Source organism: Ornithinimicrobium avium (assembly GCF_003351765.1).
GTDB lineage: Bacteria > Actinomycetota > Actinomycetes > Actinomycetales > Dermatophilaceae > Ornithinicoccus > Ornithinicoccus avius.
In genome coordinates this window covers 998,334-1,021,911 of the sequence record NZ_CP031229.1, presented here as the reverse complement: position 1 = coordinate 1,021,911, position 23,578 = coordinate 998,334, and the positions used below count along the sequence as shown (strand labels likewise).

At 70.8% G+C, this 23,578-nt stretch carries 14 protein-coding genes and 1 pseudogene; 6 read left to right on the top strand and 9 right to left on the bottom strand.

Annotation, left to right across the window (positions count from 1 at the left end; genetic code table 11):
- Positions 1-215: 215 nt before the first annotated feature.
- Positions 216-1,352 carry a M14 family zinc carboxypeptidase gene (locus DV701_RS04695; RefSeq protein ID WP_114927285.1) on the top strand — a complete coding sequence of 379 codons (1,137 nt, stop codon included), beginning with the start codon at positions 216-218 and terminating at the stop codon, positions 1,350-1,352.
- Between the two features lie 148 nt (positions 1,353-1,500).
- Here DV701_RS04695 and DV701_RS04690 read toward each other — a convergent pair whose 3' ends face one another.
- Complete coding sequence (locus tag DV701_RS04690; RefSeq protein ID WP_114927284.1) at positions 1,501-2,364, bottom strand: hypothetical protein; 864 nt, start codon at positions 2,362-2,364, stop codon at positions 1,501-1,503.
- A 79-nt stretch (positions 2,365-2,443) separates the two neighbouring features.
- Complete coding sequence (locus DV701_RS04685) at positions 2,444-3,493, bottom strand: hypothetical protein (protein ID WP_114927283.1); 1,050 nt, start codon at positions 3,491-3,493, stop codon at positions 2,444-2,446.
- A gap of 98 nt (positions 3,494-3,591) precedes the next feature.
- Here DV701_RS04685 and DV701_RS04680 point away from each other — a divergent pair, with 98 nt between their 5' ends.
- The 4 genes from DV701_RS04680 (at position 3,592) to DV701_RS04665 (ending at position 8,870) form a co-directional block, all read left to right on the top strand.
- Positions 3,592-5,115, top strand: coding sequence for a plasmid pRiA4b ORF-3 family protein (locus tag DV701_RS04680; RefSeq protein ID WP_114927282.1), 1,524 nt, complete (start codon positions 3,592-3,594; stop codon positions 5,113-5,115).
- Positions 5,116-5,148: 33 nt separating this feature from the next.
- A complete protein-coding gene (locus DV701_RS04675) occupies positions 5,149-7,587 on the top strand; it encodes a GcvT family protein (RefSeq protein ID WP_114927281.1) in 2,439 nt (812 codons plus the stop codon).
- A gap of 45 nt (positions 7,588-7,632) precedes the next feature.
- A complete protein-coding gene (locus DV701_RS04670) occupies positions 7,633-8,169 on the top strand; it encodes an acyl-CoA thioesterase (RefSeq protein WP_228255222.1) in 537 nt (178 codons plus the stop codon).
- A 74-nt stretch (positions 8,170-8,243) separates the two neighbouring features.
- On the top strand, positions 8,244-8,870 hold the full coding sequence (locus DV701_RS04665) for a cobalamin B12-binding domain-containing protein (protein WP_162802805.1): 627 nt from the start codon (positions 8,244-8,246) through the stop codon (positions 8,868-8,870).
- Positions 8,871-9,113: 243 nt separating this feature from the next.
- Here the strand turns inward: DV701_RS04665 and DV701_RS04660 are convergent, their stop codons facing one another.
- The 3 genes from DV701_RS04660 to DV701_RS04650 form a co-directional block, all read right to left on the bottom strand.
- Entirely contained in the window at positions 9,114-10,142 is a 1,029-nt protein-coding gene (locus tag DV701_RS04660) for a hypothetical protein (protein WP_114927279.1), read from the bottom strand.
- Positions 10,143-10,496: 354 nt separating this feature from the next.
- The gene (locus tag DV701_RS04655; RefSeq protein WP_202863633.1) at positions 10,497-15,149 is read right to left on the bottom strand and encodes a DEAD/DEAH box helicase; all 4,653 of its coding nucleotides are present in this window, start codon (positions 15,147-15,149) and stop codon (positions 10,497-10,499) included.
- Positions 15,146-18,448: a hypothetical protein gene (locus DV701_RS04650; protein ID WP_114927278.1), complete on the bottom strand. Its 3,303-nt coding sequence runs from the start codon at positions 18,446-18,448 to the stop codon at positions 15,146-15,148. The genes DV701_RS04655 and DV701_RS04650 overlap by 4 nt, the downstream gene beginning before the upstream one ends.
- 232 nt (positions 18,449-18,680) lie before the next feature.
- Here DV701_RS04650 and DV701_RS04645 point away from each other — a divergent pair.
- Positions 18,681-19,647: pseudogene (locus DV701_RS04645) on the top strand (IS481 family transposase).
- Between the two features lie 127 nt (positions 19,648-19,774).
- Here DV701_RS04645 and DV701_RS04640 read toward each other — a convergent pair.
- From DV701_RS04640 to DV701_RS04630, 4 genes are all read right to left on the bottom strand, one after another.
- Complete coding sequence (locus tag DV701_RS04640) at positions 19,775-20,095, bottom strand: nucleotide pyrophosphohydrolase (RefSeq protein WP_114930753.1); 321 nt, start codon at positions 20,093-20,095, stop codon at positions 19,775-19,777.
- Positions 20,092-20,355 (bottom strand): HNH endonuclease, encoded by a 264-nt coding sequence (locus DV701_RS19330; RefSeq protein ID WP_407669362.1) that lies wholly within the window; start codon positions 20,353-20,355, stop codon positions 20,092-20,094. The genes DV701_RS04640 and DV701_RS19330 overlap by 4 nt, the downstream gene beginning before the upstream one ends.
- Complete coding sequence (locus DV701_RS18695; protein ID WP_228255220.1) at positions 20,262-20,960, bottom strand: hypothetical protein; 699 nt, start codon at positions 20,958-20,960, stop codon at positions 20,262-20,264. The genes DV701_RS19330 and DV701_RS18695 overlap by 94 nt, the downstream gene beginning before the upstream one ends.
- A 101-nt stretch (positions 20,961-21,061) precedes the next feature.
- Positions 21,062-22,936 (bottom strand): DUF2075 domain-containing protein, encoded by a 1,875-nt coding sequence (locus DV701_RS04630; RefSeq protein ID WP_228255219.1) that lies wholly within the window; start codon positions 22,934-22,936, stop codon positions 21,062-21,064.
- Positions 22,937-23,578 lie beyond the last annotated feature (642 nt).

Here is a 23,578-nt window from a genome sequence, read left to right as displayed (position 1 = left end):
GAGCGCGTCCGGATGACACCAGCGTCCTCCTGCCGTCCGGGCGTCGCAAGAGCGGAAGTGCCAAGAGGTGTGCGCGGCGGCGAGGTCCGAACGCTGACCAAGTCTTGACCTGCTCCATACCCCGTCTTGACCAGATCGCTCCTAGCGTGATGGGGGCCACAACGAGCGTGGCCACCAGGGCCACGCCGGGCACCACACCTGGAGCGTGACGATACATGAGATCAAGACGCCGAATCCCTGCGGCTCTCGGCTCGCTGGCGCTGGTCGCGGCCGTGGTCGCCGGAGCGCACGGGAGCGCCGCGCAGGCGGACCCGCCAGAGACCATCCCAGGCGGCCCGTGGGGTGACGGGAACAGCCTGAGCGGGGTCGCCTCCTACGAGGAGATGTGGTCGACCCTGCAGAAGCTCGAGGACCGCGGGGCCATCGAGCTCGAGCCGGCCCCGCTGCAGAGCAACCTGGGCCGGGACATCCCGGTGGTGACCATCGGCGACGGACCGGTGCCGGTGATGTTCATCGCCAACCAGCACGGCAACGAGTTCATGGTCAGTCGCAGCATGATGGACCTGATCCGGCAGGTCGCCGGCAGCAACAACCCGCAGAACCGGGCCATCCGTGAGGCCCTGACCGTCACCATCGTGCCGCGCGTCAACGTGGACGGCTTCGACGGCGACGTCACCGACGAGTGGGGCCGGACCACGCCGTGGCGGCAGAACTACGACCCGACCTGCGAGGTGGGCTGCGACTTCTGGCTGGAGGGACGCGGCTACGACATCAACCGCTACCACTCCTACGGCGAGACGCCGCAGGACAACCCCTACGTCGAGGGCGAGGACACGCTCAACGAGGTGCCCGAGGCGATGGCGATGCGCACCCTGTGGGACGAGCTGCAGCCGGTGCTCATGGTCGACTACCACCACCAGGGCACCTACGTCGACGAGGACGGGCGGATGATCACCGGCTCGATCATGTGGCCCAACGCGGTGGACACCGCCGCCGAGCTCGGCATCACCGAGGAGTTCGCGCAGACGATCACCGACTCCCAGCGCGCGGCGTCGGTGATGCTGCAGGCCGTCGACGACTACGGCTACGCCAACATCACCCGCTACCCCAGCACCGAGACGCCGGGCATCGCCCGCAACGCCTACGGCCTGCTCGGGTCCGCCTCCGTCCTCTTCGAGCTGCGCGGCGGGATCGGCCAGAAGTCGGCCGGCTACATCTCCAAGACCGCCAGCGTGACCGGCTACGAGCTGCTCAAGGCGGTCGCCGACGGCTCCTGGGCGACCGCGGACCTGTCGGTCATCGAGAACATCCGCGAGCGCGGCGACTACGTGGGCGACCCGCGGGGGGAGTGAGACCACGCGGATCCGTGCGCGACCCCTCCCGTCCTGACCCGTCCTGATCCCCCGAGGTATGGCGTGCCCGTCGGCTCCGGTGAGCCGGCGGGCACGCCGCGTGCGACGCGGCTCACCGCATACCCCTGTGGATGACCGTGGAAGGAGGTCAGCTCCGGCCGGTGACCCGCGCGTGGGTGGACACCCGGGCGAGGAGCTCCTCGTGCTCCGGACCGGCCAGGCGCTCGAGGAGGAGTGTGTTCCACGCGGCCAGGTCCTCAGCCAGCTCCCGGCGGGGACGACCCCGACGGCCCCCTGCCCGGGAGGCGACGGGGTCGTCAAGAGCCTCGACATACGCGTGAGCGGCTGTCTGCCACAGGTCCGGCACCGTGAGCAGGCCGGCCAGCACGCTTGCCAGGGAAGCTTCCCGCCCGGCGACCCACCCGAATCCCGTGCGGGTCCATCCGTAGGGCCGTTCCCACCGCACCAGGTCCGTGACGGCGTGCTGCACCATGTCGCCAGCGCCCCTGGTGTCACGCAGCCGTGCCCACATCAGTCCCACCACGTCGGAGACGACGAACCGGGCGGCCTCCATCGGGTCCTGCGAACGGAAGTAGTCCACGTCCTTGGTCTCGCAGGCCAGGTCGACCAGGGTGCTGACCGCCCGGGTGGCCGTCGCGACGTCCTCGCCCAGCAGCGCCTGCTGGCTCGCGCTGGCCAGCGAGCGGAAGGTCATCCGCCAGCGGGTCCGTTCCTTCGGCGAGACGCGACGGTCGCGTCCGAGATAGGCGCCGGAGCGTGCCAGGGCCGCGAACTCGGTCACGGCCGCCAGCGTCGCGGCGGCGTCGGGCGCAGCCTGTCGCACCTGTTCGCGGGCGGGCCGGCCCTGCGGGTCGAGCAGGTCCTCGATGCGCTCACGGACCGGGGTGGGCCCTCGCCAGTAGAGCGTCCACAGCACCTTCACCAGGTCGCCGCGCTCCAGGGTCGCCAGCCTGGTGTGGAACTCCTCGCGGGAGAGCCTGCGCGCAGTCATCCGGGCGACGATACCGGGCGGTCCGCGGACGGGGACGACAGGCCGGGCGCCGGTGCGCAGCGCGCCTGACGGGTTCTGCTCAGCGGGGCAGCGCGACCTCGGCGTGGGTCCGCAGGATCCCCTCGGTGGTGCCCTCGGGGGCGCGGCCGATCCCGCACTCGGTCGCGACGCCGAAGTCCCGGTCGAGGACGGCCGCGGCTGCGGCGATCCGGGCCCGGGCGCCCTCGGGGCCGTCCTCGCGGTGCACGAGCCCCAGGTAGAGCTCGGGCACGTCGGCCAGGTCCGCGAGCGGGGCGTAGTAGGCCTCGTCGGTGCGGGTGATCGGCACCGGCAGGTGCAGCCAGGTCAGCTGCCTGCCCGCGGCAGAGATCAGCGCGTTCGCGACGCGCACGAGGTTCGCGGTGTCGGTCGGTTCGACGAAGTGCTTCTCTCCCGCGTCGCCGTAGCACAGGTGGACGCCCACCTCGACGTCCTCGGGCACCGCGTCGACGAGGGCCGCGAGACGGGCCACCATCCCCTCGAGCACGTCCCCGGTCCACCAGCCCTGCATCGGCGTCCCGTAGCCGGAGGCGCCTTCGAGGATGCCCATCTCGCTGGCCACGTCCCATTGGATCGCGAGGTCCTCGTGCGAGACCTCCTCGAGGATCTGCTCCAGCTCGCCCAGGAGCGCGTCGGCGTAGACGGGCTCGACGGCGGTCCGGTCATCGCCGGTGAAGAACGAGCCGACCACCGCGACCGGCGTGGGCAGGGACACCTGGAAGCGGGTCCCCGCGGAGATCGTGCCCTCCTCACGCAGCCGGGTGAAGATCGCGTAGGACTCGCGCGCCGCGTCGGCATACCCCAGCGGTGGCAGCTCGAGCTCCGCGGGGTCCAGGCCCTCGGCGAGGCGCAGCGGGCGGGCGTCGAGCCCGGCACCGAAGGGGATCGGCTCCCCGCCGACGCGCTCGATGCCGTCGGCCTGCCCGAGCACGTCCGGCTGGAACATGATCCAGTGGAACCGCTTGCCGACCTCGCCGTCGGGGATCCGCGCCACGTGCGCGCCGAGGATCCCGGCGACCGTGCGCATGGTCTTCTCGGCGTCGTCGAAGTTCACGCTGCCCGTCAGGTGGGCACCCCGTGCCGTCGTCATGTGGCCAGGCTACGGGCAGCCGGGCGGACCGCCGGGACGCTGCTGATGCTCGACGGCTGGACAAGGGCCGGCCGCGGGCGTGCGGTTACGCTCGTGCGGTGAGCGACGAGGACCCGATCGAGCAGATGCGCCGCTGGGTCGCCGGCCTGTCCGGCGACGAGCTACAGACGTTGGCGACCGGCATCCTGGGCGGGGGACTGCTCGGGCCGGCCGCACGGCATACCCCGCAGATGCCCGAGCTGCCCGAGCCGCCCGAGGAGCCGTGCGCGCTCACGGTGCGGGTCGACGTGGACGGGACCCGTCCGCCGGTGTGGCGGCGCCTGGTGCTGCGCGGGGACCTGATGCTGGACGAGGTGCACGAGGTGCTGCAGGCGGCGTTCGGGTGGGAGGACTACCACCTGCACAAGTTCTGGCCCGGACCGAGCAAGCAGGTGTGGCGCGGGCCGTCCTTCCTCACCCAGCAGGACCTGGACGAGGGGGAGGAGGGGGTGATGGAGTCGGACGTGCAGCTCGACCAGCTGCTGCGCGAGCCGGGCGACCGGCTGTTCTACACCTACGACTTCGGCGACGACTGGACCCACACGATCAAGCTGGAGTCGGTCGGGCCGCTGGACCCCGACGCCCCGGTCGCCGTCTGCACGGGTGGGCGGATGGCCGGCCCGCTGGAGGACTGCGGCGGACCCTACGGGCACAACGAGCTGGTCGAGGCCTACCGGGCGGACCCCGCCCTGACGGGCCTGGACCAGGAGCAGCGCGACTGGCTCCCGCCCGGCTGGGACCCCACCGCCCTCGACCTGGACGAGGTGGCCCAGCGGCTGGCCCTCTTCGGGATGTCGGCCGACGAGGTGCGGGCGGCCCTCTCCGGGGCCGGCGCGGCCCCGCTGCCGGAGGCGCTGGAGCCACTGCTCGGCCTGGCCCTGCCTACGGTGGTCGCCGAGCTCGCCGCACTGTCCGCGCGGGCGCGCGCCGAGCACGAGGCCGGGCTGACGGCGGAGGACCTGGCGGCGGTGGCGCGGCCCTACCGCTACCTCGTCGAGCTGGCCGGCGAGGAGGGCATCCCGCTCACGGCGGCGGGCTGGATGAAGCCCTCCTACGTCGAACGCGCCTACCACGACCTGGGGCTGGAGTCGGACTGGGTCGGCAGGGGCAACCGGGAGGACCAGACCCTGCCCGTGGCCCAGCTGCGCACCACCTGCCAGCAGGTCGGCCTGCTGCGCAAGCACAAGGGCCGCCTCCTGGCGACCCGCCTCGCGCGGTCGCTCACCACGGACGAGGAGTATGTGGCAGCCCTCGCCGCCCGCCTGCTGCACGATCGGGACGAGCACCTGCGCTCGGCGAAGGCCCTCTTCGCCCTGCTCACCGCGGCGACCGGTCGCGCCGACCTCGACCATGCCGGGGCGGTCGCCCGGATCATGAGCGCCTGCGGCCTGATGACCGGGCCGTTCGGTGTCGAGCCGCGGCACGCCTCGCACATGGTGTGGCCCGTCTGGTTCACCCTCAGCCAGGCGGCGGGCGGGCGGGTCCGCGGGGACGCGCCTGGCGCGCACCACCACCGGGCGGTCGCGCTGGCGCGCTGGGCGCTGTGGCCGCAGGAACACCCGGTCGCTATGGTGCGCCGGTAGGGCAAGGTCGTCCTCCCAGCGAAGGAGTGGTCGGTGCAGACCTCCGCCAGGGTCGTCGTCGTCGGCGGCGGCGTCGTGGGTGCGGCCGTGCTGCACGCCCTGGCGCTGCGGGGGTGGCACGACGTGGTGCTGCTGGAGCGCACCGAGCTGACCGCCGGGTCCACCTGGCACGCCGCCGGCCTGATCCCCTCCTACGCCCGCAGCCGCAGCGTGGGCACGATGATCGCCCGCTCGATCCGGGTCTACGACGAGCTGCGGGCGAGCACCGGGGAGGACATCGGCTGGCACCGGTGCGGGCAGCTGCGGGTGGCCACCAGCGCCGACCGCCTGGACGAGTACCGCAGCTATCTGGACGTGGCGCCCGTGCAGGGCCAGCGCGCCGAGCTGCTCTCCCCGGTGGAGGTGCGGGAGCTGTGGCCGCTGCTGGACGACCCGCAGGTGCTCGCCGGCCTGTACCACCCCGACGACGGGCACGTCGCGCCGGCCGACCTGACCCACGCCCTGGCCCGGGAGGCCCGGCGCCTGGGCGCGGCCGTGCACACCGGCACCGAGGTGCTGGGCCTGGAGCGGCGGGGGTCGGGGGAGTGGCTGGTCCGCACCGGCCGCGGCGACGTCGCCTGCGAGCACGTGGTCCTGGCCACCGGCAACTACGCCCGGCAGACCGGCGCGATGGTGGGCCTGGACCTGCCGGCGGTGCCGATCGTCCACCAGTACTGGATCACCGACGAGGTCCCCGAGCTCGTCCAGCGGCGGCAGCAGGGGCGGCCGGAGCTGCCGATCCTGCGCGACGAGCGGTTCGAGGGCTACCTGCGCGAGGAGGGCACGGCGCTGCTCTACGGCCCCTACGAACGGGTCGACCAGCTCCAGCTCTTCGCCGAGGACGGGGTGCCGTCGTGGTTCGGCGCCGACCTGCTGCCGGAGGACTTCGACGCGGTCGCCGACCAGTGGCAGGAGGCCGTCGAGGTCGTCCCGGCCCTGGGCCGGGCCGGGCTGCGCTCCAACGTGCGCGGCCCCTTCCAGATGACCCCGGACGAGCTGCCGCTCATGGGCCCGGCCTGGGGCCTGGAGAACGTCTGGCTCGCCGAGGGCGTCCCCGGCGGGATCCTGTGGGCCGGGGCGATCGGGCACCACCTGTCCGCGCTGATCGTCGAGGGCGGCACCGACATCGACGTCCTCGAGCTGGACCCGCGCCGGTTCGGCGAGCACGCCACCAAGGAGTGGACCCGGGAGAAGGTCCGCGAGGCCTGGGGCACCCACGCGCTGCAGCACTACCCCGGCGAGGAGCGGCCCGCCTCGCGCCCGCAGAAGACCGCGTCCGGCTACGACCTGCTCACCTCCAGGGGAGCGGTATGGGGTGTCCGCGACGGGTGGGAGGTCCCCACCTGGTTCGCCCGCGACGGTGTGCCGGCGCGCGACCGGCCCAGCTGGCGCTGGACCGAGCTGGGACGCCATGTCGCCGACGAGGCCGCCGCGGTGCGCGAGGCCGTCGGCCTGGTCGACCTGACCTGCCTGACCAGGCTCGAGGTCGAGGGGCCAGGAGCCGCCGCCTGGCTCGACCGGGTGCTGGCCGGCCGCCTGCCCGAGCCCGGCCAGGTGCGCCTGGGCCACCAGCTCACCCCGCAGGGAGGGGTGCTCGCCGAGCACACGGTGGCCCGCCTCGCGCAGGACCGCTTCTACCTCGTCTCCGCGCCGGGCGCCGGGCGGCTCACCCTCGACGAGCTGCGCCGCGCGGCGCCCACCGACGGCAGCGTCCGGCTGCGCGACGCCGGGCACGAGCGCGGCTGCCTGAGCGTGGCCGGCCCGCGCGCCCGCGACCTGCTCTCGCGGGTCACGCAGGTCGACCTGTCCACCGAGGCCTTCCCGTGGCTCGCGCTGCGGACCGGCAGCGTCGGGACGGCCGACGACGTGCGCCTGCTCCGGGTGGGGAGCACCGGCGAGCTGGGCTGGGAGCTGCACCACCCGGCCGGCTACCAGCGGCACCTGCTCGAGCTGCTCCTGGCCGCCGGGGAGGACCTGGGGCTGCGGCTGGTCGGCCTGCGCGCGCTGGAGCCGCTCCGGCTGGAGAAGTCCTACCGGGCGGTGCGCCGAGACCTCACCCCGGAGCTGAGCGCCCTGCAGAGCGGGCTGGAGCGCTTCGTGGCCCTGGACAAGGGCGACTTCGTGGGCCGGGAGGCGCTGCTGGCCCAGCAGGAGGCGGGCGTGCCCACCCGGATCGTCCCGCTCGCGGTCGACACCGACGGCGCCAGCGTGCTGGGCCACGAAGGGGTCTACCACGACGGCCGGCTGGTCGGACGCGTCACCTCCGGGGCCCACTCGGCCACCTTCGGCCACGACCTGGCCCTGGCGCTGCTGCATACCGAGCTCGGCGTCCCGGGGACCGACCTGGAGGTGCCCGTCCTGGGCGAGCGCCGCCCGGCCCGCGTCATCGAGGAGTCGCCCTACGACCCGGGCGGGGAGCGGCTGCGCGCCTGAGGCCCCCGTCGGGGCCGTGCCCGGGCGGATGAGACCCTGGTGGGCGTGGCCCGTCAGCTCCAGCTCCTCGCCGCCGGCGTCCGGCCGCGCCCCGCGATCCCCGGGCAGGGGGTCCTCGACCCGTCGGTGACCCGCATGCGGGTGCGGCCCGGCGACCTCGACTACTACCTGCACGTCAACAACGGCGTCTACCTGCAGATGATGGACGTCGCGCGCAGCAACTTCATCGCCGACCTCGGTGGCTTCCCGCTGCTGAAGAGGACCGGCTGGTATCCGGTGGTCGCCGCGCAGACCGTGCGCTACCGGCGCTCGCTCACGCTGGGCCAGCGCTTCGAGATCACCACGCGCATGGTCGGGTGGGACGAGCGCATGGTCTACCTCGAGCAGGTCTTCACCCGCGGGGAGGACCTCTGCGCCCGCGGCCTGGTCGCCGGCCGCTTCCTGACCCGCGGCACCGGCGAGCGCGTCGCGGCGCCGGACGTGATCACCGCGCTGGGCCACCTGGACACCTCACCCGAGCTGCCCGACGACGTCGCCCGGTGGGCCGGCGCCGTCGACGTCGCCCAGCGCACCCGCGGCTGAGGATCTCTGCCGAAGGGGCGCGCCGGGGCTGCTCCGACCTGGGCACTCGTCGCGCCCGTGGGACCATGGAGGGGATGCCGACCTCCGACGCTGCCCAGGCCGACCTCCTCACCGCCCTCATGAGCTTCGACGAGGAGCGTGCCCTGCGTGTTCTCGACGAGCACCGGGAGGGCAGGGGCCCGGTCTCCCTGGTGGGGGACGTGATCATGCCGGTCATGCGCGAGATCGGCGAGGGCTGGAAGCGCGGCGAGGTCTCCGTCGCCCAGGAGCACCTGTCCACCCAGCTGGTCCGCTCCTACCTCGACGCGCTGCGCCGACCACCGGTCGTGGGCGGTCCCGAGGTATGGCTTGCCTGCCCGCCGCGCGAGCTGCACGACCTGCCGCTGCTGGCGCTCGGCCTGCTGCTGCGGGACCAGGGCTGGCAGACCCGGTTCTACGGCGCCAACACACCCCTGCACGACCTGCTCCGGGCGGTGCGCGTCTCCCGGCCCGCCGCGGTCGTGGTGTCCGGCAACGACCCGCGCCGGCTTCGCGCGGCCGCCGTCCCCCTGGGCCTCATCGCCAGGCAGACGGACCTCTTCCTCGGTGGCCGCGCGGCGCAGAAGGCGGGCGGCGAGCTGGCCGGGCGGGTCCTGCCGCCGGACGTCGTGAGGGCGGCCGAGGAGATGCGCGAGCTGCTGCCTGAGGTCAAGGCGGGCTGAGCAGCATCCTGCGGCCTGTCTGGACCCTGCCCGGTCGGACATCCCGTTGCGCGGCAGGCCAACGGTCCCGTTGCCCTGCCGCAGAACTGATGCGTCGCGGCACCGGCCTCGCGGTCGCCAGGTCAGCCACTGGGCGTGGCCTTGGTCGCCAGGCCGACCGCGACCATGGCTGGCCACTAGATTTGGCCGAGGATCCGTACGCACGTGAGGTTTGTCAGCCCGTGCTCTCTGTGAGGGTCGCCCTCAGACCCACCAGCTCATCGGTAGATCGCTGTCTGGTGGCTCGTCCCGCTGAGGGTCGAACTCGCGCGCGCCTTCGGGCCACGGCTCGAAAACCGCCTCGTCCTCATCGTCGAAGTAGTAGTAGTTGGTGATACCGGAACTGTCCAAAATCAGACCCACGGGCTGACCGTTCGCATCGATCGCCAAGAAGATCGGGTATCCGCCGGAGGCGCTCCAAAACCACGCTGAAGAACCAAAGCGCTCGTCATGGACCAGCGGTAGGCTGTCTGACGTGTCGACGTGGTAGATCCGGTGGCCCTCCTCGAGGATGAGGTGGCTAGCCCCGGCGTGGCCGATGCCGACCCATCGGTTGGGCCCGCGTATCTCGCCTGCCTCGACAGCTCCCACGATCGTCGACGGGTCACCCCATAGGAACCGGAGCGTCAGCACGCCACTGCCGGGGCTGTCCGGATCCGCATCGACGACGTCAAGGCAGAAGTCGCCCTTCAGCGACATCCCGAGGTCGACCTCCCCGTGACCTAGCAGAAATACCGGCCCGTCGAGTCGGAGGTGTTTGCTCACGATGTGGATCGGTTTGTACGGCAAACCCGCAGCATCGTGGACGACGTCCTGCGTGAACAGTCTGGTGATGGTGGTATGCAGACGGACGGCTGCTGGGTCTGCGGGGGGTGAGAATTCCCCGCCGTCAACCAAAGCCCGAGCCTCCCTCAACTTGCGGTGCTCTTCGTCTTCCGAGTGAAGAGTCCGGACGATCCCATCAGCGTCGTAAACGCCTGCCGAGATCATCTCCGCAGCGTCGTGGCGCGCCTGCTGGATCCCCTCCACGGCGGAGCGGGGGAACTGTGCGCTGAAGCGGTCGAGGTCGGGCCGCGGTGCCGTGCTGAAGTCACCGCCGGATGCCAGATGCTGCGCTAGAAGCCGCCATTGCTCCGTGAACCCGTCCTCGAACGCAGACGTTTGGGCTGGGAACATCTCCTCCGGTGGGTATGACTCGGGATCGTAGGGGTCGGGCAGTGGTTTCTCAGTCATCCTTGTCCTTCAGTCGGGGGCTGGAACGAACGCGACCACTCCGTAGAATATGCGTGGCGTCTGACATACCCGCCACTTGACTACCCGGGCTTTGACTCGCGTTGGGAGCCAGGTCGAAGGCGTGCTCGAGCGACTCAGTGTGCCTGGAAGTCCCGAGTCACCCGAGAGGGGGCTGTCCAAAGGGCTTGCTCCACGTCGGAGCAGCCAGCAGGAGGGACCCGACTCGTGGGTGAACCCAACCGTCCTCGTCCATACACTGCTCGAGTGGCTGCTCGAGGAGATCCGTCGACGCGGAGACCGGATGCGTGAGCAGAAGCGTCGAACTGCGGAGCATCTCTCCGCCTGAGCTACCGGTCAGGCGGGGCTGAGCAGCTGGAGGACGGTCTGAGCCCGGCCACGTGACAGCACGTCGTGGTCGCGCTGGTTGCCGTAGCTGCGCAGACAGCCGTAGCACGAGGTCTCGGGTCCGCAGTCGCAGGTGCTGACCCGGGTCAGTGCGGCGTCGACGATCCGGGCCAGGTTCTCCTGCGCCTGCAAAGCATGCCCCGCACCACCGGGCACCGTGTCGTAGAGCACTAACGACCACGCGCCCTTGGACACCGGCAGGAGCGTGCCGCCCAGGTCCTCCCGGGCGATCTGGAGCGTGTCGCAGGCGGACTCCAGCAGCGCGTAGAGCGTCGACAGGTGGGACGAACGGTCGCCGGCCATCCCCGACGGCTCGAGGTCGAGCCGCAGCAGGTCCGTCTCGAAGCTGTGGGCGAGGTCGAGCCGGCGGCTGTGTCCGTGGCAGGGCTGCCGGCGCCGGAGGGAGTCGTGGTCCGGGGGCTTCGGGCTGTGCGCCATGGGCACGGCATACCCGCACCAGTCGCACACCCAGAACCCGGCGCGGCCGGGACCGTCGGCGATGTTCACGAGGCGGCCGCGCGGCCCGAACCGTGCCCGCACCTCGCCGCCTGCGACCGGGATCGACGACTCGTGGACGTCGTCCGACTCCTTCAGCACGTAGGTGCTGCCGCTCCAGGAACGCCGGGGTGGGCGTGCGCCCGGTCGGCTGCTCTCCCGGTCGGCGACGAAGCCGAACTCCGGCACGGTGAAGGTCCGGGGTGCGCTGCGGCTCGGCGTGTCGCACGTGGGGCAGACAGGTTCGACGGCACCCATGGACTCCCGGAAGGCGCCGCACTCGTGGCACACCGCGTAGGTCTTCTCGACCAGATCACGCCCGGGCAGCCGGTAGAGCCCGCGGGAGGTCCAGACCTGGCCACCGGCGACCACGCTGGAACCGGGGGCGTACTCGTAGATCGCCTGGGACAGGTCCCGGGTCAGCTCGAGCTTGGCTCCGGAGCCGTCGGTGCCGAACCCGGTCCTCAGCTCGACCGTGTCGACCGGGAAGCCGTACTTCGGAAGCACGTTGCGGTTGGCCAGGAACCCCAGGAGGTCGCGCCGACGCAAGGTTTCGCTGACACCCGTGTACGCCTTCGCGAGACCGAAGCGCCTGTGGGTGACGGCGTCGGAGACGAGGTCCTCCAGCGTCCCCAGGTCCTGGGTGAGCTCCCGGGTGACATCCGAGAGGAGCTCCGTGAGGGCGGTGACCCACGAGCCGTCCGAGAGCCCGAACTCCTCGTGCACCTCTGCCGGCAGGATGTGCCGGAGCGACGCCTCGATGTGGTCCGGCACGGGGCACAGGAAGCCGACCACGCCCTCGACGGGCGGAGGGGCCCCCGGGTCGGTCTCCGGCGGGAGGAAGAACTCCTCCACCTTCCGAAGGTGCCGACCGGTGGTCTCGAACAGGTCCCGGAAGTAGGCGGCGAGCGCCACCGAGTGCGCGTGGCGGCGGTCGATACGGACGTTGGCCAGGGGCACGTAGGGGGCACGGACCTCGCCCGACATCATGGAGGAGGGGTCGGCGTACTTGGTCAGGTCGTGCGACCGGCGCTGGGCGAACGTCACGACAAGAGCCGCGGCGCCGGCGCGGCGGCCCGCACGACCGGCCCGCTGGACGTAGTTCGCCGTGGACGGGGGCATGTTCCGCAGCAGCACAGCCTGCAGCTCGCCCACGTCGACACCCAGCTCGAAGGTGGTCGAGCAGGACAGCGCGTTGACCTTCCCCTTGATGAAGTCGTTCTGGATTGCCGTGGCCTCCTCGGTGCGCCACTGGGCGGTGTGCTCCAGCGCTCGCAGGGGCACCGGGCTCATCGTCCGGTAGAGGTGGCGGTAGTGGTCGGTGTCCTGGTCGGGGTCGGGGTGGAACGGCTCCAGGCGGCCCGCGCAGCGCAGTGCCGGACACACGCCACGGATGCTGACCGGTGCCGTGCGACGGCATACCGTGCACCGCCACACCGGCGCATCCGGACCGACCCACCCGAGCCTGAGCAGCTCGTGGTCCACCTGGGAGACCGACCCGACACCCTTGAGCGTGTCCTGCCGGAGCCAGTCGACCGCCGTGCTCTCGGCCAGGACGTACTTCCACACACCCCGGAGGACGTCGAGGGGGTCCTGGTCGCTGCCGAGCGCGGTCAGGACCTTGCCCACGAAGTCGACGCGTCGGTTGGCGCCCCGACCCGGGAGCCAGGACAGCACCTTGCGCCGCGGGGTGGGGCCTTCCAGCCGCGCGTGGATCGGGCCGAGCCGGGGTGCGAAGACCTCGTCGTCCGGCGCCACCAGGTCGGGCATGGTGACCACGCCCTGCTGGCGCAGGGTCCGCAGGAGCTCCTCGATGAGGTCCCACGCCTCGTCCTCGCCCAGCCCCAGCTGCAGAAGAGGGGCCGGTGCGGGCCAAGACGGGTCCCTGGCGAGCCGGACGCTGAGCAGTCCGAGACCTTCGAGGGAGGTCCGGTCGTCCGTGGCCACGACCTCGGCCATGACCCATGGGGCTACCTGGCGCATCTGCATCTGCGCGGTGTCCCTTGGGCCGAAGAGGTTGGCGCGCTTGCCCTCTCGACCCACCTGAAAGATGAGGTCGTCGACCGCCACCGGTTCCTCGTCGGCACCTGACCGCACCAGTCCCTGGGCGATCAGCCGCCGACGCTGGAGGCGCAGGTAGCTGTCCTCCAGGTAGGGGGCGAAGAAGGCGGCCGACTGGCGGTTGTCGCTGAACATGAGCAGCTTGCGACCCTCGCCCGGGAGGACGGCCGCCGACTCGTCCGTCTGCCCGGGGAGGTGCTGGTAGAGGACCGTGGCCAGGACGGCGTTGGACGCGTCAGGACCCGTCTCGAAGAGACGGACCGTCGCCTCGCCGCGTGCACCGCAGACCAGGCATCCGGCCACGCCGTCGTTGCCCCGGGACTTCAGCAGGCGGACGGGACGGATCGTCCTGGCCCCGCAGCTGCTGTCCTGGCAGCTGGCGTGACCCGTGGGTGACAGCCCACCGCATGTGGTGCAGAGCACGAAGGCGTCGCCCTGGACCGGGACGTCCTGACTCTCGACGGCCACCTCGTCCTCGTCGACCAGGGTCTCGGTGCTGTCGAGGACGAGCCATTTCGTCTCGGACTTGGCGTGGCGGGGCCGAAGTCTCTTGATCCGACCCTCCTGCTCGATCCGCCCCACGACGTGGACGGCGCCGCACCGCTTGCACGAGCCGATCTCGAACATCGACGCGGCGCACGTCGGACAGGCGTCGTGCCTGGAGAGCTCGACGTGCGGGCCCGTGGGTGAGAAGCAGGCGAACGCGCCCTCGGTCGACCGGAGGAACAGGTGGTAGCGCGCGGACAGGACCGGACTGCCGTCCCCGGTGGCCATCGCGCTGCCGACGGTGACCAGGGCGGCGAGCCCGTCGACGGCGTCGGGTTGTCCGGGGAACACCCGGCTGGCTGCGCGTTCGACCGTCGTCGCCCCGGCCGCCAAGGTGGTGCGCAACGTGGCCATGCCGGCTTCCCGCCGCAGCAGGTCGGCAGGGTCGGTCGTCCCTTCCCCCGGGGCCAGCTCGTGGAGCCGGGCAGCAGGGTTCGACGAGGCCGCGAGCGAGCGGTAGTCCGCTGCGGTCAGTGGGCCCCATGCGGCTCCCGAGGGCACGACCCTGGCGGCGGTGATCAGGTCCTGGCGTTCCGGATCACCGTCGACCCACTCGAACCGCTCGCCGAACAGCTGGCTGGCGAACGTGGTCACGGCCGAGGGATCCGCGTCACCGCCCACGGTCGCCGAGGTGGCGATGCACTGCAGCGGCGACCCCGGGGCGACCCGGTCCTTCAGCCGGCGCAGCAGCATGCCGATCTCGGCCCCCTGGGTGCCGTCGTAGACGTGCGCCTCGTCGACCACGATGTATCGCCACCGGCTGGAGCCGGGGGCGAACAGCTCCATGTCAAGCGGGCGCAGCAGCAGGTACTCCAACATCGCGTAGTTCGTCAGCAGGATGTGGGGCGGGCTCTCCCGCATGCGTTCGCGACTCAGCAGCTCGTTGGGCAGGACGGGCTCCCCGGGGTTGAGCACGGAGAAGTTCTCCCGCGCCTCCCGCTCACTGTTCCGGGTGTCACCGGTGTAACGGCCGAAGGTGATCTCGGGTCGGTCGGCGAGCAGCTGGCGCAGCCGCTTGAGCTGGTCGTTGGCCAGGGCGTTCATCGGGTAGAGGAGCAGGGCTCTCACGCCCGGTCCCAGGGTGCCGGCCGCGGACTCGCGCACGAGGTCGTCGAGGATGGGCAGGAGGAACGACTCCGTCTTTCCCGAGCCGGTGCCGGTCGCCACGACGACGTTTCGTCCGGCGCGCACCTTGCGCAGGGCTGCGTCCTGGTGTGCGTAGAGAGGCCGGGTCAGGGGGAGCGCGGGGGAGTCCAAGCCGCGGAACCCGGGCCCGAGCACGCCCTCGTCGATGAGGTCCTCCGGTGACGACCCGGCCCGGTAGGGAGGCGTCGCCTCCAGGTAGGGGCCCTTGTCGAGAAGCGGTGTCCGATCGATGGTGTCCCGCAGCGCCCGGGAGAGCTGGGGGTCCCGGACGGCCAGGAGGGAGCGCAGGTAGCGTCGGTAGCTGGTGGTGATCTCCTTCGCGGTTCCGATCGCGTCGATGGAGGTGGTCGTCACGGCGCGGCCTTCCGGGTGAGGTCGTCGCGGACCAGGAGTTCGGCGAGCACGAGGTCGATGGTCACGAGTCGGGGACAGGCTGTGGACAGGTCCTTCAACGCACGGAGGCCCGATGTCACGACCGGCAGGGTCACCTCCCGGTGGGCCGCCAGCCGGCACGCCATCGCCATCCCGATGGACCACTCGGGGATCGCCCGCCACCCGTGCGGTTTCGTCGGATGCCTCCGCGCGTCCATCGCCGCAACTGCCTGTCCCTCGCCGAGAGCGAGGAACGTCCTGCGCAGCTCGGCCGTCAGGCGCCCGGCATTGATCCGCAGCCAGGACAGGTGACGCCCGTCCCGCTCGGCCAGGACGGACTCGGCCGCCAGCACCCGGCTGTCCTTGTCCAGCAGGCCTGTCGGGACGATGCCCGCCGTGCGGTAGATCCGGTGCCGATCTGTGGGAGACATGCGTGCGAGCACGTCGGCGGTCTGGTCGAAACCTCCGACGCCGGCGAGGGGATCGGTTCCTCCCGCCACGTCCCGGGCGACCTCACCGGTGACCCCGGTCAAGGCGTCGACGGTGTCGTCGCCGCCGGACCAGGCACCCAGGAACGTTAGAGGGAGCACGTTGGCCTGTCTCACGGGGACGCGGTCGAGCGACTCATCGGAGAGCGGCGCCGCGACGAGACCGGTGCGCGCCAGGAGCTGAGGGACCCGCTCCGGCTCGATGGTTGCCTCGGCCAGCGCTGCGGTGGATTTCCCCGGCGTTGACACGAGAAGGCCTCGAAGCTCTTCGTCGACACTGTGACTGCGGTCTCCGAGCCCGAGCTGCCACAACCGGTCGTAGGCGACCCAGACGGGGGCGAACTCGCCGTCATATCCGTCGAGGTGAGCCTCACCCGCAAGGAAGGCGGAGAGGAGCACCTCATGCTCGGGCCCCGAATCGAGGTGACCGGGCTGCTCCACCCACTGAGCGACCACGGGCCATGCGGGGACCGGTTCCGGAACCCACGGATCCTCGACACGTACGTGCACCAGCAGGGGACCGACACCCACCAGCGACTCCGGCAGCTCTGCGGTCCCGTCGGTCACGGGGAGGACCTGCGCCGACGTCCACGGCGCTGTCGCGCGGTAGCAGATCGCGGTCAGGCCTTCGATCGACGGAGCACCTGCAAGCAGGAGCTTGGAGTCGTTGACCGAGATGGTGGAGAAGAGTCGACCGGGGCGGACATGGGCGACCGTGAGGGTCCCTTCGCGGTCCAGGGACAGGCGCAGCTGCTGCTCGGCGCGAAGGGTGTCGGTGATCTGGGCGAGGGCGAAGCGGTAGTTGGTCGAACCCCCGGTGGTGGCCGACGGGTCCACCGTCTGGAGGAAGCCCCGGGAGCCGCGCACATGCAGGACTGGGCTGGCCTGCGCGCCCGTGTCGACCACGAGCACACCCGGATCGTCGAGCACCGCCTCGGTCTGGAGGGTCAGGGCCGTGACCGACTCGCGGCCCGTCTTCGTGGGGGTCAGATGACTCACCGACATGTGGGCCGGTTCGACTACGAGGGGGAGCTTCTCGGGTCCCGTCGAGACGGTGACCACCCTGCGGACCTGCCTGGTATCCAGCTCCAGACGGTGGGTCGACACCCGGATGCCCGGGGAGGCAGACAGCGTGAGGACTGCCGGCGTCAGCCCTTGACCTGTCATCCGTCGCCACGCCGGGTCCGAGTCCACCGTGAGCCCCTGGACCACGGTTAAGCGCCTGCTGGCGGTGCGTCCCCATGGTCCCCGGATGCGCAGGTGGACCTCCCCGCACAACGTCCGCGGGGCCGAGGCCCAGACCCGGGCGCAGTCCGCCTCGCTGGAGACGTCTTGGCGGACGACTACGGCTCCGGTGTGGTCGACCAGCGAGACCGACCAGCCGGGTCCGTCGTCCCCCAGATCGGGCAGCTCGATCTGAGGCAGATGCGCGAAGATCGCGTCGCCCGACATCGTCCGTGCCCCGGCGAACGGTTCGGGCATGTGGAAGCGGGGCACGGCTCGTGCCTGCACCTCGACGGTCTGTCCGTCCGTCAGCCGCAGCTGCTGGACGCCGTCGAGATCGAGCAGCACCAGCTCCCACCCGTCCCATCCCGGAGGGAGGGCGGCCCGGGTCATGACCTTGTCGGGGGCGGGTGCCTCGAGCGGATGCGTCCACGGGTGTAGGACCCACACCGCACCTCGTCGCAGGGGCGACCCCAGCCCCATCTGCACGCCCTCCTCATCGAAGACGAGCAAGGGACGGTCGTTGTCCACGACCGGGATGGTGAGGTCCAGGACGGTCGACCCCTCCAGGCGCGCGGTCAGCTGACGGACGGGGCGGTTGACCGGAACGTCCACCTGGGGGGTGGGTTCGCGGTAGCCGGGCATCAAGGCCAGCGACGGCACCCGCTCCTCCTCGGCGTCGGCGCCGACGACCCAGACCACCTGGCCCTCGTCGGCGTCCGGGATCGACGGGAGCCGCACGAAGGGTCCGCGACCGTAGGGATCGAGCATGAGGGCGGCGCGTCGTGGTGCGACAGGGAGGAACTCCCCGGCGGTCCCGGAGGGTGCGGACAAGGATTCCCCGTCGTCGCGCAGTGCTACTGCTGCAGCTCGGAATCGTGGGGGTAGCTCGACGTCGTCCCCGGTTCCACCCGCCGACACCACGTCCAGCAGTTCGAATACCCGGTCGACGACATCGACAGCAAATTCGCCGCCGTAGCGCAGGAACCGTTGGACAGGCTTGTCGATGTGGCGCAGGCGGTCCTGGCGGGCACGCTCTCGGGCCCAGTCCACGAAGGCCTCCGGGGTCAACCCGGGCATCATCCGTCGTCGGTCCCTGGCCAGCCGAAAGAGGTCGGGCAGACAGTAGGTCGGCACCCCGCTGTGCATCAGGATGGGGCCGACGAACCTGGACCCCCTGTCCTCGACGTCGTCGAAGGTCGGCAGGCCCAGCTGGCGCAGGTTGTGGATGTAAGCCGTCCCCCAGTCGTGCTGCACATAGGGGTCCTTGGGGATGCCCGCTCTCTCGCACAGCTGAGGCCAGTATTTGGCTGCATAGTGGTCGGTGGCGACCCTCGTGGTCGTCAGGACGTGCACTGCGGGAAAGCGGCGGAGGAGAGTCGACCCCGGCCCCTGCCGGTGCCACAATCCGCCCAGCCACCGGAGTGCCTGCTCGCTGTGAGCCGTTGTGGTGGTCACGTCCTCAGCGACGAGGCCGATGCGAATGGGAGAGAGTCGGCTCCCCCAGGACTCCTCCCGCATCCGGAGCAGCTCCAGAGGAGTCACCTTGCGATCCGTCGGCGTGCTCATCCCGCCTGCACCTGCCCCATCTGTCTCCTCGCCGAGACCGTCCAATGCGTTACCGGAGACCATATATGGCGGGTGAGACAGTCAATCATCAGGTGCTCATAGTCGCCGTCGAGGATGCTCTGCCCTAGATGTACCCGGCCAGGACGTTGGTAGCGGCGAGCCTGGCTGAACGAATGAGAACCTCCGAGTGGGATGTGGCTTGTCTAAGGCCCACTCCAACCCGGAGGTTCTCGTGTCCCACGGTAGTGCGCGGCTGACCGTCCATGGTCGCCGGTTGATCGTCCAGCGGCATCAAGCCGGCTGGAAGCAGGCTCACATCGCCGCCGCGATGGGAGTCTCACGCAAGTGCGTGCGTACCTGGATCCAGCGGTACGCCGTCGAGGGTGAGGACGGTCTGGCGTCGCGGTCCTCACGCCCGCACACCACACCGACCAGGACCAGCCCGCAGGTCGAGACCAAGGTCCTGGCTGCCCGAACCGCTCATCGTGAGGGTCCTGACGTCCTGGGCCCTCGGCTAGGTGTCCCGGCCCGCACGGTCAGTCGGATCCTGCGCCGCCACGACGTGCCCTACCTACGCGAGTGCGACCCGATGACCGGACAGGTGATCCGCTCCTCCAAGCAGACCGCGGTCCGCTACGAGCGGCAGCGCCCGGGCGAGCTGGTGCACATGGACGTCAAGAAGCTCGGCAGGATCCCTGACGGCGGCGGGTGGCGCGCCCTGGGACGCGCCGACGGCCACCGCGACCGCAAGGTCAGGATCGGGTACGACTTCGTGCACTCGGCCGTCGACGACCACTCCCGGCTGGCCTACTCAAAGATCCTGCCCGATGAGAAGGGCATGACCTGCGCGGCGTTCCTGTCCCGCGCGGCCGCCTACTTCACGGGCCAAGGGCATTACGCGCATCGAGCGGCTCATGACCGACAACGCCTTTGCCTACCGGCACTCGGCCGAGATGAAGAAGGTCTGCGCTGACCTGGGCATCACTCAGCAGTTCATCAAGCCGCACTGTCCGTGGCAGAACGGCAAGGTCGAGCGCCTCAACCGCACCCTGGCCACCGAGTGGGCCTACCGACAGGCCTTCACCAGCAACGACCAGCGCGCCGCCGCCCTTGCGCCATGGCTCGAGCACCACAACACTGAACGTCGCCACAGCGCACTCGGAGGCAACCCACCGATCAGCCGCCTGTCACCAACGTGATGGCCGGGTACACCTAGAGGATGCATTGGCGTCCCGGCGGGGCTGGGGCTGGTGCAGCCGGCGGCTCGACGAAACAGGGGCACATCTGGCTCAAGGAGGGCTGCCGGCCTGCCGCTGACGGCCGTGGTCAGCCATCGTCGACGGGAGGGAACCGACTCGCATTCCTGGCCACCTTGGCCGCGACGACCGAGTCGAGGTCCACTCCCAACACGTCGGTCAGGCGCAGGAGGTAGATCAGGATGTCGGCGACCTCATCCTTCACGTCCTCAGCTTGAGGACCGGCCATCACCCTCTGGGACTCCTCGGGCGTGAGCCACTGGAAGATCTCCAGCAGCTCGGACGCCTCGACCGACAGCGCCATCGCCAGATTCTTCGGGGTGTGAAACCGCCCCCAGTCCCGCTCCTCGGCGAAGTCGCGGAGCTGCACCTGGAGCCGTTCGACATTCATGCCCACAGCCAACCAGCGCAGTCCTCGTTGTGCTTGGCGAGTGCCTCGCGGGCGGGCTGGTCGTCCAGCGTCGCGGGCACCGTGAGGACCGTGCCCTCGAGGGCCTCATACTCGGTGCCCTGCAGCGCCGGGGAGACGCGCACCTTCAGGCTGTCTGCCTCGACGGTCAGCTGGAAGAGGTCGAAGAGGGCATGCAGGTCGGCGCGCAGGAGCAGACCGTTCCAGACCGCGTTGGTGTGGTGGCCCTTGTGTGGCCAGATGTGTGCGGCCTCCAGTACTGCCTCGACCGCGGTCCCGGTGATCGCACACCGTCCCCCGTACGCACCCAGGAGTGCTCCGCGGAACTGCGGCTGTCCCTGCCGGAGCGCCACCATCTGGATTCGGCGGACCGCAAGTCCTCGTCCATGGTGGCGAAGATGTGCTCACGCTGGGCGTCGCTGAGCGACTGCTGTGGGTTGGGGTCCCCACCGAGGTACTCGTCCAGGACCGCCTGCTGCTCCGGCTTCAGCGTCCGGACGAAGGTGGGGTTCTTGCTCAGACCGGTCGCCGCCGCTACGTCGTGCCAGCGGGGCTGCTCGGCCGCCTCACCGGCCAGGACCTCGAGCGGGAAGCGCTGGACATAGGGTTTCTCGTCGGACCCGGGCCAGTCGTCCCACGGGCCTGGCGTGACCTGATCGGCGTCGATCTCGTAGGCATCCTGGAGCACCCGTACCTTGCCGAGCAGAGACGCCCCGCTCTGCCAGTAATAGACGACGTCCCCGGCCTTGATCCCGCGCGGAGTGATCAGGTCCCAGAGGCCGTGCTCTTTCGCAAACTTCCAGTGCTGGGGGTAGTCCTTGCTGATCGTCAGCAGCCATGCCGCCATGGCATGCGCCTTCCGTGCTCATCACGGGGGAGGCGTGTCCAGCAGCGGAAGCCTGTCGATCCGTCGGTGTGTGGTTGTGGTCAAGCGCGGCAAGCCGCCCGCTATCCGCGGACCATCGTCCGGAGGAAGTCCCTGGTCTGCGGGTCGGTGGAGTAGATCCAGGCGCTCTGCATACCCCGCGTCAGCAGCACCTTGTAGACGTTGCGCACCAGCCGGTCGAAGTCGCGGTCCGGCACCTTCGTGCGGTTGCGCAGCACCGGGTCGCGGTTGCCCTCGCGCACCGCACGCCACCGCCCGTCGCGCCACACCAGGTCGGGCCCGATGATGATCCCGGCGTGGTCGTACTCGAAGCCCTGCGCGGTGTAGATGCACCCCACCTGCCCGAACCCGGCCGGGTCGGTCGCCCACAGCGCCGCCGCCGGCGCCCCGCCCACCGAGCGGTCCCCCTTGAGGTTCCACGGCCGCGACCAGTCGCCGATCCGCACGTCCTGCACGAGAGTCCCGTCCGGCTCGGGGTCCGACCACGGCCAGCAGTAGCCGGCCGCCATCCGGGCCGTGTAGCCGTCCTCCTGCCGCAATGCCAGCACGTGCTCGAGCTCGTCGGGGGAGTCCACGACATGTATCTCGAACGTCCCGTCGCCCTCCCACTCGATCGGCCCGCCGGGCGCGAGCCCGAGCAGCCGCTCGACCCACTCGACATACAGCGCGGACCCGCCGCAGCGGAACTGGTCGTCGAGGTCGATCTCGTGCACGTCCATGCCCAGCGACTCGGCATACTCGGTGATCGCCTGGACGGTCCCCATCTCCCCGGGCCGCACGACCTGGTTCTGGTCGAGGAGGAAGACCGGCACCCGCGCGGCGCTGAGCAGCTCGTCGAGCTGCGGCCGACCCGTGCGGTGCTCCTTGCGGGTGTAGCGCGACTCCGACGTCTCCCGGATGCGGTGCGCCTCGTCGAGGATGAGGCACTCGAGCTCGTTCGGCTCGGCCGCCATGAAGCTGTTGAAGTAGCTGAACATCTTGCGCACCCTCGGTGCCCGGGCCGCGGCCACCTTGCGCAGGGTCTTGGTGAACGACTGCGAGCCGGTCGCGTGCATGACGGCACGCCCCTGGCGGGACAGCTCGCCTATCACCGACAGGGCGATGACGCTCTTGCCGCTCCCCGGCCCTCCGCTGACGACGATCGCGGTCTTGTTGGTGCCCCGCCGCGCCTTCTCGACGGCGTGCAGCACCAGCTCGTAGGCGTCGCGCTGCTCGTCGAGCAGGACGAATTGCTCACGCCGCTGCACCTCGTCCGCCGCCAGCGCCAGCAGCTGCTTGGAGGGGGCGGTGCGGCTGTCGAGCAGTCGGTCGGCATACCCGGCGCCCGGCACTCCCGGCGCGAAGCGGCTGCGGAGGTAGTCGAGGAACTCGCCGCGGTCCTGTCCGCTGAACATCCGCGCCGGCCGCGTGGGGTCGGGGGCGGCCATGTCCCGCAGGTCCGCGATGGCCAGGTTGGTCGCGTTGTGCAGGTATGCCGTGCCGGCGAGCTCGTGCTCGTCCTCGGCCAGCGTGACGACGAAGTCGGTGAGGTAGTCGCAGTAGCCTCGCACCTGCTCCAGCGGGTGCAGCACCGGGTGGTTGCCGTAGCAGTCGATCCGCACCAGCACGTCGCTGTCCTCGAAGCGCTCGGCCTCGCTCCACTGCTTGAGCTCGACCACGAGGTATGACGCGCGCCCGGTCTGGGGATGCTGCCCCGCGAGCACCACGTCCGCGCGCTTGCTGGTGAGCGGCAGCTGGTACTCGACGAGCATCTCGACGTCGCCGAGTCCGGCGTCGATGAGGTCGGCGCGCAGGCGGGGGAGGCTGCGCTCCCACGAGCGGCGCTCGGAGGGGGAGGCCGACCGGCCGGTGGTGATGGCCATCTGCTCCGCGATGTGCTGGGCCAGCTGCGCTTCGGCGACCGACAGTCCGTGCGCGGACGATCGATGCAGGAACACGAACAGGACTCCCCAGGCAGCACGAAACTCGTGCGGGTGGGGGCGTGTCCGGAGAGGAAGCCCGTCGGGCCGCGTATGACGTGCACGATCTTAGCCGTGCATCCTGGGGGCCTCACGGGTGCGCACACTCGACTATTTCCGCGCGAGCGCCGGTGACAGCAGCACGGAGGGAGCCAGCAGGAGCCGCCCAAACCGTGAGAGGTTGCGTCTTGGTCTCCTAGACCGTGACCTCCATGTGACCCTGCGACGACGAGCTTGGGCTGGTCCCTACCCGCGCCTCGTCCAGCCACGAAGGCGGCCCGAGCGAGGTGCTCACGACGACCTACCTAGCGACGATGGGCATGCCCTGAAGCGCCTCCTACTGGACGACCAGGTCAGAGTGGGCCGATGCCCATGTACAGCGGCAGGCCGGGGCTCAGACTGGCAGGCGTGCGTCCTGGACTGTGCCGCTGCGGACCGGGCTGGTGTCGTGAACTCAAGCTGTCGGTCGCACAGCCTAGAATTACAACCATGTCATCTGCTCCCTCGGAACTCGCCGAGACGCCCCTCCCCGCCGAGTCGTTTCGTGCCTCTGCCGACACAGTCCGACGGTCGCTCCTCCGAAGGGACGGTCGAGCAGTGGTAACCACCGAGCGTGCGAGT